Origin of the sequence: Glutamicibacter arilaitensis, from assembly GCF_044793945.1 — a bacterium.
GTDB classification, from domain to species: Bacteria; Actinomycetota; Actinomycetes; order Actinomycetales; family Micrococcaceae; genus Glutamicibacter; species Glutamicibacter arilaitensis_B.
On record NZ_CP084994.1, the window covers coordinates 2,596,676 to 2,611,525 of the forward strand.

The window sequence follows — 14,850 nt, forward strand, 5'->3', positions numbered from 1 at the left end:
ATGGCCAAACCCGGTGGACAGCTCTGTACGGGGCACCTTGGATACCTTGCTGGACTGGTTGCATGTGCTGGGTGTGCCAAGCTTTGTTCGCTACGACTTTGTGCAGTTCAGTGCGAGCCAAGCCCTATTTACTCCCCCAGCTGTTTGCGTCAAGTATCGATATTCTCGCGAATTCCTTGGGCGCGGTGCTTGGAACACTGGGTTGGTCGTTCTTGATCCGCAGGCGGCATGGCGGACACAGTGATGCCCCGGGCGGAACTCAATTCCAGTACGTATTTCGCCGCGGCAACTGCAGCGGATCGATATGCTTGGGCATGATCACGTGCGGCAACCCGTCGACCATCACGACCTTGATCCGCCCCGAATCAGCATCCATATGCGCACCACGGCAGAGGCCACCCAGATTGATCAACTTCGTTTCCCCGCCCAACCACCACGGATCAATATGATGGAACTCAATCTTCTCCGGCGGCTCGGTGCATCCAGGCACAATACACCCCCGATCACGCGCCAGCACGGCGCGTTTAAGTTTCTCCGGGACCAGCCGTTGAGCTCGGCCGTAATCGAGCAGTTCGCTCTTCGAATTGAACACCGCCGGAATGATGTCCGCTTGGCATAAGAGCCGTCTCAAATCCCCGGGTGGCAAATGCACCCCGTGCGCGGTGCGGGCATCGCCTGCGGCGAGATCTTGCAAGTCCTCGAGCTTCAAATACACCAGAATCTCGGGTCTGATCCGCTGGCTGCCCTCCCCGGTGCCGTTGGGGATCATCGTGAGGATGTCCAGCAGGGCGTTCAGTGCGCGTTCGGGGACGGTGGCCACGGCTTCTGGGGTTTCTGGTTCCCATTTCGCTTCGTTGCCCACTCCATCGGGTAGGAAGTCCGGGAACCCCGGCTCGGGTGTTGCAGTCTGTTCAGGTGCTTGCGCTTCGGTTTCTGGTTCGGCTGCAAGCTCGGGTTCATTGGATGCAGAATCCGGGCTGGCAGCCTGCTCGGGGGCCGTAGTGTCTACCGGTGGCCGGTTGAGCCGAGCCTGCGCGCCGGCCCGTGTGCGTGAATTATTGGACTTGGCAATCAACGAATCAAATACTTCACCTTCCACGGTGGATACCCGGAGCAAGTATTCGCGGCTCAACGAGTTTTTCACCGGCAACGCAAAGAACCCACGCTGCAGTGAGGAGGCGGTCGAGGTGCCATTAGATGTGCTCGCGCTGACGATCAGGTCGTTGACATGCTTATTCGTTTCAGCGACGTTTTGCCCTGCGGAGAGCAGGTTGGCTGCGTGTTCTTCGACCGCCCGCCCATCGGCATGGAACAGAGTCGGTTCGGTGGCCGCCCCGTCAAAGGTCAGGTCCTTGGGCTCGCGTCTCGCGAGTTTCTGGCTGGTCTCCCGGATCGTGGCCGGATGCAAAGTTGGGGACTGAGCGGGGTCTGGAGTGGTGAACAGGGCAGCGAGGTGCGCAAAGCGCGGTGGGACTTGGTTGCCGGCCATATCGCGACGGCCGATCAAATCGCTGGCATCCTGGACGAGCTTATTAGCCTCACCGAACGGAATATGCGTCCACGAAGCCAGCAACGCAGCAGGGGTTTGGAAGCTCGCTTTCCCTGAGCAACGGTGCGCTTCGAAAGTGGTGTCCGGTGGCGTGCTGCGCAAGGCGTCGAGTTCAGCTTCATCCAGGGTGTGCGCGTTGGTGGCAGCCAGCCGGTCGGCACCGGTGACTTTGATCCGCGCTGCTTCATCCTCTAATGCCTGGCCCGCAGTGGCTAGTTCCAGAGCGAGGCGTGGATCGGTGGTGGAGCAGAGGTATTCGCGCAAGGTAGGTCAAGATGGCGGTGCCACCGGTGGCAAGCGTGCGCAATTCTTCGCCGGTGAGGTCGATGGGCTCACCGGCGGCTGCGGTGACCTTAGTCAGCGTCGCATGCAGCTCGGTGAGGGGTACCTCGGTGGCGGTGGTGTTCATGCCATCGAGTATGCGCTCAGTTATGGGCTGTGCCAGTGGGGTGGGACCAAATGTGGATAAGTGCGCAGCAATTTTTTGGCGGGTATGGAAAACGCCCCGTTCCTGGCAGAAACGGGGCGTTTGCCGGTGAAGCGTTTAGCGTGAACGGTAGTTCGGCGCTTCGACGGTCATCATGATGTCGTGCGGGTGCGACTCCTTCAGACCAGCTGCGGTGATGCGCACGAACTTGCCGCGGGCCTTCAGCTCGGGGATGGTGCGCCCCCCGACGTAGAACATCGTCTGGCGCAAGCCGCCGGCGAGCTGGTGGACCACTGCGGAGAGCGGGCCGCGGTATGGAACCTGGCCCTCGATGCCCTCGGGGATCAGCTTCTCGTTCGAGGGTGCGTCGGCCTGGAAGTAGCGGTCCTTGGAGTAGGAGGTGTTCTTGCCGCGGGTTTCCATCGCGCCCATCGAACCCATGCCGCGGTAGGCCTTGAACTGCTTGCCGCCCATGAAGACCAGGTCGCCCGGGGATTCAGCGGTGCCTGCAAGCAGCGAGCCGAGCATCACCGAGTCGGCGCCGGCAACCAGGGCCTTGCCGATGTCACCGGAGTGCTGCAGGCCGCCGTCGGCGATCAGCGGCACGCCGGCCGGGATGGCTGCCTTGGCTGCCTCGTAGATGGCGGTGACCTGTGGCACGCCCACGCCGGCGACGATGCGGGTGGTGCAGATGGAGCCCGGGCCAACCCCGACCTTGATGGCGTCGGCGCCCGCGTCGATGAGCGCCTGAGCGCCCTCGCGGGTGGCTGCCTGGCCGCCGATGATGTCAACGTGCGCGGCGGCCGGGTCGCGCTTGAGCCGGGCGATCATATCCAGCACGCCTTGGGAGTGGCCGTTGGCGGTGTCGACCACCAGCGCGTCCACGCCGGCGTCGATCAGCGTCATCGCGCGGTCATAGCCTTCGCCGAAGAAGCCCACGGCAGCCGCGACGCGCAGCCGGCCATCGTCGTCCTTGGTGGCCAGCGGGTACTGCTCGGCCTTGTCGAAGTCCTTGACGGTGATCAGCCCGGTGAGCACGCCGGAGTCGTCGACCAGCGGAAGCTTCTCGATGCGGTTCTTGGAAAGCAGCTCGATCACGGTGTCCCGGGCGACGCCTTCCTTGGCGGTCACCAGCGGCATGCCGGTCATCACTTCGTAGACCTTGGTGGTCATGTAGTTCTCGCGCGGCACAAAACGGGTGTCGCGGTTGGTGATGATGCCCAGCAGCTTGCGGTTCTCATCGATGACCGGAAGGCCGGAGACGCGGTACTGGGCGCACAGGTCATCCCATTCGGCCAGGGTGGCCCCGGGGTGCACGGTGACCGGGTCGGTGATCATGCCCGACTCGCTGCGCTTGACCTGGTCCACCTGCTTGGCCTGGTTCTCGATGGACAGGTTGCGGTGGATCACGCCGATGCCGCCCTGGCGAGCCAACGCGATTGCCATGGAAGCCTCGGTTACGGTGTCCATCGCCGCCGAGCTGATCGGGGTCTGGATATTGATGCGCTTGGTGAAGCGGGTGGTGGTGTCCGCGTCGGAGGGGATCACATCCGTCGGGCCAGGCAACAACAAGACGTCGTCGTAGGTGAGTCCTTCAAAGGCAAAGGGGTTGAACTCAGTCACGTAAGAACCTTTCGGAGCGAAAGCGGAGGTTGCTTAAATGGTAGATCTCTTTTGGGGTGCTGACGATTCCCGTCGAAGATCTGTGTCTAAGCTAACGTCATTCAGGCGCTTATTTATTCCTTATTCCAGCCGGTGGCCTGCGTGAAGTACTTTGCGAAGCGATCCGCGGCGCTGTTCACAAAAGTCTTGGACAGATGCGAATCATCCAGATACACCAGCACGTTGCCGATCACCGCCTTGCAGGTGCCCGCCGGGCAGAGCAGCTCGCTCATGTCCAGGGAGACCACCCGGGATCCGTAGTCGTGCGTGTCAAGGAACTGGTCCACCGGGTTGGCCTCGGCCAGTTTGCTGCCACGCGGCGCATCGCAGGCCTCGGGCGCTGCCCGGTTGCGGTCCACGCATTCGGGGATTGAATATTCATAGCGCGGGGTGTCGCGCATCGCGATGACCTGGCTGCCTGCCTGCACAAAGGGCTCGATGGCGTCGGCGTAGTCCTCGACCATGGTTTCCTGGGCTCCGGCGCTGCGCCCTTGCGCGTCGGCGCCGGGCACGGTGTGCGTGGCGACGGTGAGCACCATTTGCGGGGCCAGCTGCTCCACGTAGTCCCGGGCGGCGGGCTGGAAGGCGGCGCATTCGGGGTCAGCCAGGTTGTCGCTGGAGCCGTAGCGGCAGCCTGGCTGGTAGATCATCACCCAGCTGCCGCCGGCCTCTTCGATGGCCCGCGCTGCGGCCTCGGACCAGTGCTGCACATGGGAGTCGCCGAGCAGCACCAGATCGGGTTTGCGCCAGATGTCCCCGCCCTGGTTGCAGAACAGGATCGCCGGATCCTGCGGGGTGTATTCGGTATCGCAGCTCTGGCCCGGGGTCTGCCATTCGGTGTCCAGCTCGGTGCGCAGCGGCAGGGTGAGCGCGGCCGGGGACGGATCCCAGGCATCGGGAGCTTGGGCTCCGGGGTTCTCCTCGGGTGCCTGCGCGGCGGCTTGGGCGCGGCGCTTTTCGACATTTGATTCCCAAGCGGCGATCGGCACGGAGGCCACCGAGAGGGCCACCACGATCACCAGCGCCTGGCTGACCAATTGTGGTTTGCCCAAGAAGCGCAGGACCGGCAGCACCTCGGCCCGCTGCACCGCCAGCAGCGGTTTCTCCACCCAGCGGGTGCTCGCCCAGGACAGCGCGATGGAGGCACCGATCAGCAATGCTCCGGCCAGCGGCGAGGCATGGTCCACCGGTGCCAAGTGCAGGTAGAACACCAGCAGCGGCCAGTGCCACAGGTACATGCCGTAGGACAGCGCGCCGAGCTTCACCAGCACCGCGGCGCCCAGCCAGCCTGCGGGGTTGATCCGGCGCTTGGTTCCCGGGGAAATGACCAGCAGGGCGGCGCCCAGGGTGGGTACCAGCGCGAGGTAGCCGGGGAACTGGCCCTGTACGTCGAGCAGCGCGCCGCAGCCGATGATGACCACCAGTCCGGCCCAGCCTCCAGCCCGGCGCAGCGCCTCGGGCAGCCGGGACAAAGCGGGCAGACCCAAGGCCAGCAGCGAGCCGAGCGCGAACTCCCACAGCCGGGCGCCGGTGTGGAAGTAGGCCAGCCGCTGGTTGGCCTCGGTGAGGTAGATGGAGTAGCTCAGCGAACCGGCGAAGATGGCGGCGAACATGATGGACGCGACAAGCGCGAAGCTCTGCCGGGAGAAATAGCGCCGCCAGAGCAGCGCGCAGCCGATGAGCAGCAGTGGCCAGAGCAGGAAGATCTGCCCTTGAACCGAAAGCGACCAGAAGTGCTGCAGCGGGCTGGCGGCGGAGGTGTTGAACGCGTAGTAGTCCACCTCGGCGGTGGCCAGCGTCCAGTTCTGCGTGAAGAACAGGGAGGAGAAGGCCTCCCGGATGAGCGCCAGCCAGCGCGTTCCAGGCAGCACCAGCCAGGCGGTGAGCGCGGTGGCCACGATGATCAGCGCCGCCTGCGGCAGCAATCGGGAGAAGCGGTGCAGCCAGTTGCCTAGCAGCGAGGGTTTGTCCCCCGCCTGGAGCTTGCGCACCAGCGAGCCGGTGAGGAAAAAGGCCGAGAGCATCAAGAAGATGTCCACGCCGCCGGAGACGCGTTGGAACCAGATGTGATAGCACATCACCAATAGCACGGCGAGCGCCCGCAGTCCCTGCAAATCGGCACGGAATTCCGCGCGCTGCACGGTGCTCCGTGGGCTGGGGATCGCTGGTGACACTTGGCGCGGCTCTCCTCGTCGTTTGGCGGGCGGTTGTCCAAGATGGCAGGGATCGGCACCGGACAACCAAAGATTCTACCAAGGGCAGTTGGCCATCTGCTTTGCCTAAGCTGTGCGACCGGGCCATTGAACGGATATGAGCATCGAGGTAACCGTTCTGACTTGCATAATTTACGTGCCCCGCAAGGGCGAACTGCTTAGGTCACAGCGGGCGTGCCTTGAGCGGCGTCCGGGGTCGGGATGGAGGCGAGTCCACGCGCTATTGACTAGACTCATGACTGACTCTATTCGTGTTTGGCCCAGGAGATTGCCCGATGCCACCAACAGCCCCACCGCCAGGGCGGCGTGAACGCAACAAGCAAGCAAAGCTTGAACGGATCATCGCCGCGGCCAGCGAGCTATTTGCCGCGCGCGGTGTTGACGAGGTCACCACCCAGCAGATCGCCGAAGCGGCGGACATCGGCACCGGCACCCTCTTCCTCTATGCCAGGACGAAGGGCGAGCTGCTGCTGCTTGTGCAGAACCACCACTATGCAAGCTCCCTGGAGCGGGGCATCGCTGCGGCAGCTGCGTCCTCGAATGCACTGGACGGCATCATGGAGCTGCTGCTGCCCATCATCGAGTGCAACCGGGTGCAGGTTGAGAACGGGCGCACCTACCTGCGCGAGATGCTCTTTGGCGATCCCACCGAACCGCATCATGGCGAAGCGCTGAAAATCGTCGGGCAGACCGAGCACGCCATCGCAGAAATACTCATCAAGCATCGCAGCCTGGACGCAGCGAAGGCCGAAACGCTGGCGCGAGCCATCTCCTCGATCCAGTTCGTGGCCATGGCTTCAGCAATCAGCCCGGAGATCTCCAATGCGCAGCTAGCGGCGGGCATGCGCGCCCAGATCGACGCCATCCTCCCGGACTAGCCGAAGCAAGGGGAGGACGAGATTTCCGGTTGCGTCTTTCCTCACGCTACGGCACGGTGATGACGACCTTTCCCCGCAGGCCGCCTTCGGCCAGAGCACCAAGGGCTTCGGAAGTCTGCTCAAAGGCATAGGTCTTGCCGACTACGGGTTTGATGGCTCCGGCGTCCACCAGTTCGGCGATGCGGCGCAGCTGGCTGCCACTGGGCTTCATGAAGAGGAACTCGTATTCCACGCCCAGGATTTTGGCTTGCTTGCGTATTTTTGAGCTGAGCGCTCGGGTCACCAGCCCCATGACGGGGTTCAAGCCGTTCTCTGCGGCAAATTCCGGGGTGGGAGGACCGGTTATTCCAATGGCCTTGCCTCCGGCGCGAAGGACCGTCAACGACTTGGACAGGTTCTCACCACCCAGGCTGTCCAGCACCAGGTCGAAATCAGATAGCTCAGCCGCGAAGTCCTGGGTCCGGTAGTCGATAACTTGGTCGGCGCCGAGCCCACGCAGGAATTCGGCGTTCTTTGCGGAGGCAGTGGTCGCCACATGGGCTCCCAAGTGCTTGGCCAGCTGGATGGCAATGGTGCCTACGCCGCCGGCGCCGGCATGGATGAGGACCTTTTGCCCCGCCTGCAGGTTTCCACGCTCGACCAGCGCTTGCCAGGCGGTGAGTGCAACCAAGGGAAGGGATGCGGCTTGCGCCAGGTCGATCGTCTTCGGCGCCAGGGCAACCTCCGACTCGTCGACGGCGATGCGCTGGGCAAAGGTTCCGATCCGGTGATCGCGCGGGCGGGCATAGACCCGGTCCCCGAGGGCGAAGCCCTGGACGCCCGACCCGACACCAATGACGGTTCCGGCGACATCGTGGCCAAGAGCCAGCGGCAGCTTGTAGGGCAGGATCGCCTTGAATTCACCGGCGCGGATCTTCGCATCCAGCTGGTTTGCGCCGGCCGCCGCGACCTCGATGAGCACATCCCGCTCCCCCACGCTAGGCTCCGGGACTTCAGCTTCGCGCAGGACGCCCTTGTATTTCTCAATAATGAATGCGCGCATTGGTGAACTCCTGATGCAAGGTGGCTGGCAACCGCCAATTAATTGATTCAAATCAATTATGAGCGCACTCATTAATCATGTCAACGGTGCCGATAATCACAAAAGGGCAGCAAAAAGCCGCCACCTCCCCACAAGACTTAAGGGGAAGCGGCGGCCTTAGGTACTGCTAGTGTGCGTGAGCCTGTTCCTCGGGAGCCTTCTCGGCAACCAAGGTTTCGGTGGTCAGCACCAGGGCCGCGATCGAGGCTGCGTTATGCAGCGCCGAACGGGTGACCTTGACCGGGTCGATGACACCTGCGTTGAGCAGGTTCTCGTAGACGCCGGTCTTGGCGTTGAAGCCCTCGTTCGGACCGGTTTCGGCCACCTTGGAAGCTACTACAGCGCCGTCGTAGCCGGCGTTGGTAGCGATCCAGAACAGTGGCTGAACCAGTGCGCGGCGCACAATGCCCACGCCGGCTGCCAGATCGCCGGTCGCAGCGGCGACGCGTGCGTCTTCGTCCAGTGCCGAGAGCGCGTCAACCAGTGCGGTACCGCCACCGGCGACAATGCCCTCTTCGAGCGCCGCACGGGTCGAGGACACTGCGTCCTCGATGCGGTGCTTGCGTTCCTTGAGCTCAACCTCGGTGGAGGCGCCGACCTTGATGACACCGATGCCACCGGAGAGCTTGGCCAGGCGTTCGGCAAGCTTTTCGCGGTCCCATTCGGAGTCGGTGCGGGCGTGCTCTGCACGCAGCTGGGCTACGCGCTCGGCGACATCTTCCTCGGTTCCGGCGCCATCAACGATGGTGGTCGAATCCTTGGTGATGGTCACGCGGCGGGCGGAACCGAGAACCTCGGTTCCGACCTGGTCCAGCTGCAGGCCGAGTTCGGCCGAGACAACCTGGGCGCCGGTGAGGATCGCGAGATCCTGCATCATTGCCTTGCGGCGGTCGCCGAAGCCCGGAGCCTTGACTGCAACCACGTTCAGCAGGCCGCGCAGCTTGTTGACCACCAGCGTGGACAGGGCTTCGCCCTCGACGTCCTCGGCGATGATCAGCAGTGGCTTCTTGGTCTCCAGCACCTTTTCCAGCAGTGGCAGGAATTCTGCCACGGTGGAGATCTTGGATGGGTTGATCAGGACGACGGCGTCTTCGAGGACGACTTCCTGACGTTCCTGATCGGTGATGAACTGCGGGGACAGGTAGCCCTTGTCGAACTGCATGCCCTCGGTAAGGACCAATTCGGTGGCGGTGGTCGAGGACTCTTCGATGGTGATTACACCATCGGTGCCCACGGTCTTGAAGGCCTCGGCGAGCAGTGCGCCGATTTCCTCATCCTGTGCCGAGATGGCTGCCACGTTGGCGACCTTGTCTTCGACTGCCACGGCGTTAGCCTTCAGGCGTTCGGCGACAATCTCCACTGCCAGTTCGATGCCCTTGCGGATATCGCCTGGTGCGGCGCCGGCCGCTACGTTCTTCAGACCTTCCTTGACCAGTGCCTGTGCCAGCACGGTCGCGGTGGTGGTGCCGTCGCCGGCAACATCATTGGTCTTGGTAGCGACTTCCTTGGCCAGCTGCGCGCCGAGGTTCTCGTATGGGTCTTCCAGATCGATCTCACGCGCAATGGTGACACCGTCGTTGGTGATGGTCGGGGCGCCCCAGCTCTTGGCGAGCACCACGTTACGGCCTAGTGGGCCGAGGGTGACCTTCACCGTGTTTGCGAGCTTATCGATGCCCGCTTCGAGGGCGCGTCGCGCTTCCTCGTTGAATGCTAGCTGCTTAGCCATGCATTAACTCCTGAAATAGCATCGGTCGCAGTTCGGCCCCGAACCCCGTCAAACGCGTTCGCGCACAAGGGGTTGGGACCGGAGAACTACGAGGTTGGCGTTACTTTACGACGACAGCCAGGACGTCGCGAGCCGAGAGCACCAGGTACTCTTCGTTGCCGACCTTGACCTCGGTTCCGCCGTACTTCGAGTACAGCACCACGTCGCCTTCGGCAACGTCCAGAGGAATGCGGTTGCCGTTGTCGTCAACGCGGCCTAGGCCTACTGCAACAACGGTGCCTTCCTGTGGCTTTTCCTTGGCGGAGTCAGGGATGACCAGACCGGAAGCGGTGGTGGTTACGGCCTCGACCTGCTTGATGACGATACGGTCTTCGAGTGGCTTGATGGAGACAGACATGGTCTCTCCTTTTCGTGTATGAACCAATGAATGTAGGGTTTCGCCCTATGGCATTGGACCAACCGTCGTCGCGGTGCCAGTTGGTGTGATCCAGTCAGGCGGTGTGTCCCATTGAACGGGATAAAAATCCTGTTCAAATGGACACCCACAGATGACTTTAGGCCGTGGATTAGCACTCGGTCAAGGCGAGTGCTAACGATTGACCGAGTTCGTCACACTGGTTCGCCCAGAGCGCACAGCGGCCGACTCCTCAATGTCCTGTGGAGCGGAGAGATCCATCTCGGAAAGCTTAACCACCTTGGACTTAGTGACCATCCGGTGCGCCAGCCACAGACCCAGGAACAGCGGCAGCCCAATGTAGGCCGAAAGCACTTCCAGCCCGTGACCGGCAATCACCGCCTGGTAGTTCTGCCCGACAATCACCGCAATGAGCATCACGAAGGCCACGATGGGTCCCAACGGGAACAGTGGCGCGAGATACGGCAGGTCTTTGACGCTATATCCCTGCGCCAGATAGCCGCGGCGGAAGCGGTAGTGCGAGACGGCGATACCCACCCAGACGATGAATCCGCACAGTCCGGAGACGTTCAGCAGCCAGGTGTAGGCGGCGCCTTGGCCCACCAGTGCGGTCAAGAAGCCGAAGAGACCCACGGCCGAGGTGGCCAGCAAAGCCATGATCGGCACTCCACGGGAGTTGGTGCGTCCGAAGATCTTAGGCGCCTTGCCGTCGTGCGCCATGGAGTAGAGCATGCGGGTCGAGGCGTAGAGTCCCGAGTTTCCCGCGGAGAGGATCGCGGTGAGGATGACTGCGTTCATTGCGGCGGCGGCAAATGCGATGCCAGCGCGCTCGAAGACCAGAGTGAACGGCGAGGAAGCCACATCGGCTTCGCCGCTAGCCAGCAGGCTGGGGTCGGCAAAGGGAATCAGGCAGCCAATGACGAAGATGGCACCAATGTAGAAAAGCATGATGCGCCAGAACACCCGGCGGATGGCCTTGGGAACTTCGCGGCGTGGATCCTTGGCCTCGCCGGCGGCCACACCCACCAGCTCGGTACCCTGGAAAGAGAAACCTGCAATCATGAAGACCGAGACGATGGATAACCAGCCGCCGTGGAAGACGTCCTTGTCTTCGCGCCAATTGGCCAGCGGGTCGGTTTGCGCTCCGAGCACTCCGAAGATCATCAGTATGCCGGCGGCCAGGAATGCGACTACGGTGACGACCTTGATCATGGCCAGCCAGAACTCACCTTCGCCGAAAGCCTTGGCAGACAGGGCATTCAGCGCCGTGAGCGCCACCAGGAATGCCCCGGCCCAGATCCAGCCCGGAACGTCGGGGAGCCAGAAGCTCATGACGATGCCGGCGGCGACAAGTTCTGCCGCGACGGTGATGGCCCAGTTGAACCAGTAGTTCCAGCCGATGGCAAAGCCGAAGGAAGGCGAGACGAAGCGGGTGGCGAAGGTCTGGAAGGATCCAGCCACCGGGATCTTGGCGGTCATCTCCCCCAGTGACTGCATCAAGAGGTAGACCATGAGGCCCACCGCGGCGTAGGCCAGCAGTGCTCCGCCCGGTCCGGCTTGGGCGATGGTGCCGCCGGAAGCCACGAACAGCCCTGTGCCTATCGAGCCGCCAATGGCGATCATCTGCAAGTGGCGGCTGCTGAGCCCGCGCTTGAGCTGGTGCTGGCCTGGATCCGTTCCCGTTGTTGAATTCTCCGCCGCGGTGCCACGCTGCACCGTTGCGGGTTGACTCGTGCTCTGCCTAAGTTTGTTCACAGGTGACATACAACACGGCAAGACGGGCATGATGCGACGTGCGCCACAGCTGACAGGGAGTCAGTGCATCTCTCACTCCACCGTCAAAGGCACCGATTTCGGTTCCGTAAGCTCAAGCCGCTTCGCCTCGCGAGTCGGAGAAGACTAAAGCATGGCCGCTAGTGCAGCGACCGAGATGAAAGGTGCCCTATCCAAGAATCATGCTTTGCTTGGTCTTGACCCATGCGAGAGTTAGTACCTCTTGCCCTAAGAATGGGCCACTCGCGCCTTCCTCTGCACTCAGCTCGCACACAAAAGCCTCGGAATGACGCTCCTCCCGCTACATTTCGCAGGGCTTGATAACTCGGGACAACCGATTTAAATATGACGCACATTTGTCACATTGTGCCCTTCGCACGTACCCCGAGGCCTCGAAAGCCCGAACGTCGGGAAGGGTGCCGGATGACGATAGGCTTGTTCCATGGCCCAGGCTTCAAATGATTCAGCACTCAACGACCAGTTCGCAGCTCTCCTCTCCCCCGAGGGGTGGGCTCTGTTGGCGACCGTCGATCCGTCCATGGTGGCAACCAAAGATGCCGCGTGGTCGTTGAACGAAAAACTGCGCAAGGAAGGCCATGACGCCCAAGTAGTGCGTGCCGTGATCTCCCAAGCCGAGCTGCGCTTCCGTGGCCGGGTCAAGTTTGGCCCCTTTGCCGACACTTTGATCTTCACTCCCGCCGGGCTTGAGCAAGCCACCCGCCTGACTATCGCGGGGCTGCACGCCCGCCGCTTCGTCCAGGCTGGCAGCACGCACGTGGCTGACTTGGGTTGTGGCATCGGTGCCGATTCCATCGCCCTGGCCAGCGCCGGACTGCAAGTCACTGCAGTGGAACAGGATGAAACCACCGCCGCGGCCACCACCCTGAACTTGATGCCCTTCGAAAATGCCCGCGTAGTCCACGGCAGCGCTGAGACCGTGGACCTCACCGGCATTGATGGCGTGTGGCTGGATCCAGCCCGACGCACCGACGTCACAGGCAGCACCCGCCGGCTCTTCGACCCGGAAGCCTTCTCCCCTCCCCTGTCCTTCGTGGAAAAACTCGTAGACTCCGGACTGGACGTCGGCGTCAAGCTAGGCCCGGGTTTACCCCACGAAGCGATTCCGGCAGGTGCCGAAGCTGTGTGGATTTCAGATCATGGCTCGGTAATCGAAGCCGGGTTGTGGTTCGGCAAGCTGAAACGTCCGGACGTAGCGCGTGCGGCCCTGGTCATCGACAAAACCGGTGCTCACGAACTGACCAGCGAGCTCACCGTGGAGCAGGATCCGCTGGCTCCCGTAGGCAAACTCCAAGCACATCTCTATGAACCCGATGGTGCGGTGATTCGTTCGCACCTGATTTCCACACTGCTCGAATCCACCGGCGGACACTTGCTGGATGAGCACATTGCCTACTTCACGCACGCAGATAAGCTGCAGACCCCATTCGCCCGCGGGTTCAAGGTGTTAGAAGTCCACGACTACAACGTGAAGAAGTTGAAGTCCTGGGTGAAGGCCAACGGCATTGGCAGCTTGGATATCAAAAAGCGCGGAGTGGATGTGTTGCCCGAGGAGCTGCGCCGCATCCTGCTGGCTGGTGCCCCGAAGTCGGCGAAGAAGCACGCAACGCTCATTCTTGCCCGTATCGGCCAGAATCGTGTGGCCGTCGAGGCGGAACCGCACTAATCTATAGTGATGCACCTCCCACCGGATGAATGTCATGGCAGGGGTGACGCAAAACTTACAATAAGAATGGAATGCCTTCGAATAATTCGATGGTTTAACCGTCTAGTTTTATTCGGCTCCGGAGCCTTCCGTCCGAGACGTCAGCATTAGGAGCGCCGTGCAGAAAATCGAGTTCGCCAAGTCTTCTCAGTCCACCATTGGTGTTGAATGGGAAATCGCCTTGGTCAATCGCGAAAGTGCGGACTTGTGCTCGGTCGCCGAAAAAATCCTTGATCAGCTCAAGGAAGATGCAGGGCTAAGCAGCGAGGATGAGCACCCCACGGTGAAGCCCGAGCTGCTGATGAACACCGTAGAGATAGTTACCGGAGTCCACACTACTGTCGCCGACGCGGCAGAAGAGCTACGTACCAACGTGCGCATGCTCAATCAGGTGGCTGCGAAGCACGGCGTGGACCTGTATTCCGCTGGTTCGCATCCCTTCGCCGCCCCGATCTCACAGCCAGTCACCGACAAAGAGCGTTATGCAAACCTGATTGACCGTACCCAATGGTGGGGACGGCAAATGGTCATCTACGGCATTCACGTACACGTAGGACTTGATGACCGTGATAAGGCTCTGCCAATCACCGATGGTCTAATCAACTACCAGCCGCATTTCCAAGCACTCAGCGCCTCCAGTCCATACTGGGGCGGAGAAGACACCGGCTATGCCTCGCAGCGTGCACTAATGTTCCAGCAGCTGCCAACCGCAGGGATTCCTTTCCACTTTGATTCATGGTCGGAGTACGAAGCCTACGTGGCCGATATGCTCCACACCGGTGTTATCGATGACATCTCAGAGATTCGTTGGGATGTCCGTCCGGTCAATCGTCTAGGTACCGTGGAAATGCGTATCTGTGACGGAATGAGTTCCTTAGAAGATATCTCAGCCATTACTGCTTTGACCCAGTGCTTGGTCCACGACATGTCCATGGCGATTGAGGCTGGGTACAAGGTTCCAGTCATGCCGGCTTGGTACCGGGTGGAGAACAAATGGCGGGCAGCCCGTTACGGGCTAGATGCCATCATCATCCTCAACGCCCAAGGCGATGAGATGCTGGTGACCGATCACCTGCGAGCCGAAGTGAAGCGACTGGCACCGGTCGCCGAGCAGCTCGGCTGCACCGACGAACTTCAGGGCATCATCCGATTGATTGAACGGGGCGCCGAATACCAATTGCAGCGCAATACCTTTGTGGCGTCCGGTGGCGATTTCAAGGCAGTGGTGCAGGAGAACGTGGCCCGCATGAAGGCTGTGTAGAACTCTTCTGTTTTGAGTGGATCTTCACCACGTAGCGACCGTTGGATTCACAAATTTCTTGATTCCAACGGTCGTCCGCATCCGACCTCGTTCTTCCGTGTGGCCCCGTATTACAGCATCGAGTTTCGACTCGAAGAATTCG

Annotated in this window: 11 protein-coding genes; 3 read left to right on the forward strand and 8 right to left on the reverse strand. The window is 61.7% G+C overall.

All coding sequences use genetic code 11. The features are described 5' to 3' along the window. Window positions 1-259 precede the first annotated feature (259 nt). From LG294_RS12240 to LG294_RS12255, 4 genes are all read right to left on the reverse strand, one after another. On the reverse strand, window positions 260-1,813 hold the full coding sequence (locus LG294_RS12240; protein ID WP_404286103.1) for an HNH endonuclease signature motif containing protein: 1,554 nt from the start codon (window positions 1,811-1,813) through the stop codon (window positions 260-262). After that, on the reverse strand, window positions 1,734-1,958 hold the full coding sequence (locus tag LG294_RS12245; RefSeq protein ID WP_404286105.1) for a hypothetical protein: 225 nt from the start codon (window positions 1,956-1,958) through the stop codon (window positions 1,734-1,736). Before LG294_RS12245 ends, LG294_RS12240 begins: the two co-directional genes overlap by 80 nt. Window positions 1,959-2,093: 135 nt before the next feature. Then, complete coding sequence (gene guaB / locus LG294_RS12250; protein ID WP_404286107.1) at window positions 2,094-3,599, reverse strand: IMP dehydrogenase; 1,506 nt, start codon at window positions 3,597-3,599, stop codon at window positions 2,094-2,096. A 113-nt stretch (window positions 3,600-3,712) separates the two neighbouring features. Continuing rightward, window positions 3,713-5,812: an acyltransferase family protein gene (locus LG294_RS12255; RefSeq protein WP_404286109.1), complete on the reverse strand. Its 2,100-nt coding sequence runs from the start codon at window positions 5,810-5,812 to the stop codon at window positions 3,713-3,715. A gap of 314 nt (window positions 5,813-6,126) precedes the next feature. Between LG294_RS12255 and LG294_RS12260 the strand changes: the two genes are divergently transcribed. Next, window positions 6,127-6,729, forward strand: a complete 603-nt coding sequence (locus LG294_RS12260; RefSeq protein ID WP_404286111.1) for a TetR/AcrR family transcriptional regulator — start codon at window positions 6,127-6,129, stop codon at window positions 6,727-6,729. Window positions 6,730-6,775: 46 nt separating this feature from the next. Here the strand turns inward: LG294_RS12260 and LG294_RS12265 are convergent, their stop codons facing one another. From LG294_RS12265 to LG294_RS12280, 4 genes are all read right to left on the reverse strand, one after another. Beyond that, window positions 6,776-7,771: an NADP-dependent oxidoreductase gene (locus LG294_RS12265; RefSeq protein WP_404286113.1), complete on the reverse strand. Its 996-nt coding sequence runs from the start codon at window positions 7,769-7,771 to the stop codon at window positions 6,776-6,778. A gap of 166 nt (window positions 7,772-7,937) precedes the next feature. Beyond that, window positions 7,938-9,536 (reverse strand): chaperonin GroEL, encoded by a 1,599-nt coding sequence (groL, locus tag LG294_RS12270; RefSeq protein ID WP_404286115.1) that lies wholly within the window; start codon window positions 9,534-9,536, stop codon window positions 7,938-7,940. Window positions 9,537-9,636: 100 nt separating this feature from the next. Beyond that, a complete protein-coding gene (gene groES / locus LG294_RS12275; RefSeq protein WP_096283020.1) occupies window positions 9,637-9,933 on the reverse strand; it encodes a co-chaperone GroES in 297 nt (98 codons plus the stop codon). A 192-nt stretch (window positions 9,934-10,125) separates the two neighbouring features. Next, complete coding sequence (locus LG294_RS12280) at window positions 10,126-11,667, reverse strand: amino acid permease (protein ID WP_404291748.1); 1,542 nt, start codon at window positions 11,665-11,667, stop codon at window positions 10,126-10,128. Between the two features lie 499 nt (window positions 11,668-12,166). Between LG294_RS12280 and LG294_RS12285 the strand changes: the two genes are divergently transcribed. Both LG294_RS12285 and LG294_RS12290 read left to right on the forward strand, forming a co-directional pair. After that, a complete protein-coding gene (locus LG294_RS12285; protein WP_404286117.1) occupies window positions 12,167-13,408 on the forward strand; it encodes an SAM-dependent methyltransferase in 1,242 nt (413 codons plus the stop codon). 157 nt (window positions 13,409-13,565) lie between these two features. Next, entirely contained in the window at window positions 13,566-14,708 is a 1,143-nt protein-coding gene (locus tag LG294_RS12290; RefSeq protein ID WP_404286119.1) for a glutamate--cysteine ligase, read from the forward strand. Window positions 14,709-14,850 lie beyond the last annotated feature (142 nt).

What these genes read in the sequence shown, in the direction of transcription:
- LG294_RS12285 (WP_404286117.1), top strand. Translation starts at nt 12,167, where the DNA reads ATGGCCCAGGCTTCAAATGATTCAGCACTCAACGACCAGTTCGCAGCT.
- groES (WP_096283020.1), bottom strand. Translation starts at nt 9,933, where the DNA reads ATGTCTGTCTCCATCAAGCCACTCGAAGACCGTATCGTCATCAAGCAG.
- LG294_RS12260 (WP_404286111.1), top strand. Translation starts at nt 6,127, where the DNA reads ATGCCACCAACAGCCCCACCGCCAGGGCGGCGTGAACGCAACAAGCAA.
- groL (WP_404286115.1), bottom strand. Translation starts at nt 9,536, where the DNA reads ATGGCTAAGCAGCTAGCATTCAACGAGGAAGCGCGACGCGCCCTCGAA.
- LG294_RS12265 (WP_404286113.1), bottom strand. Translation starts at nt 7,771, where the DNA reads ATGCGCGCATTCATTATTGAGAAATACAAGGGCGTCCTGCGCGAAGCT.
- LG294_RS12245 (WP_404286105.1), bottom strand. Translation starts at nt 1,958, where the DNA reads ATGAACACCACCGCCACCGAGGTACCCCTCACCGAGCTGCATGCGACG.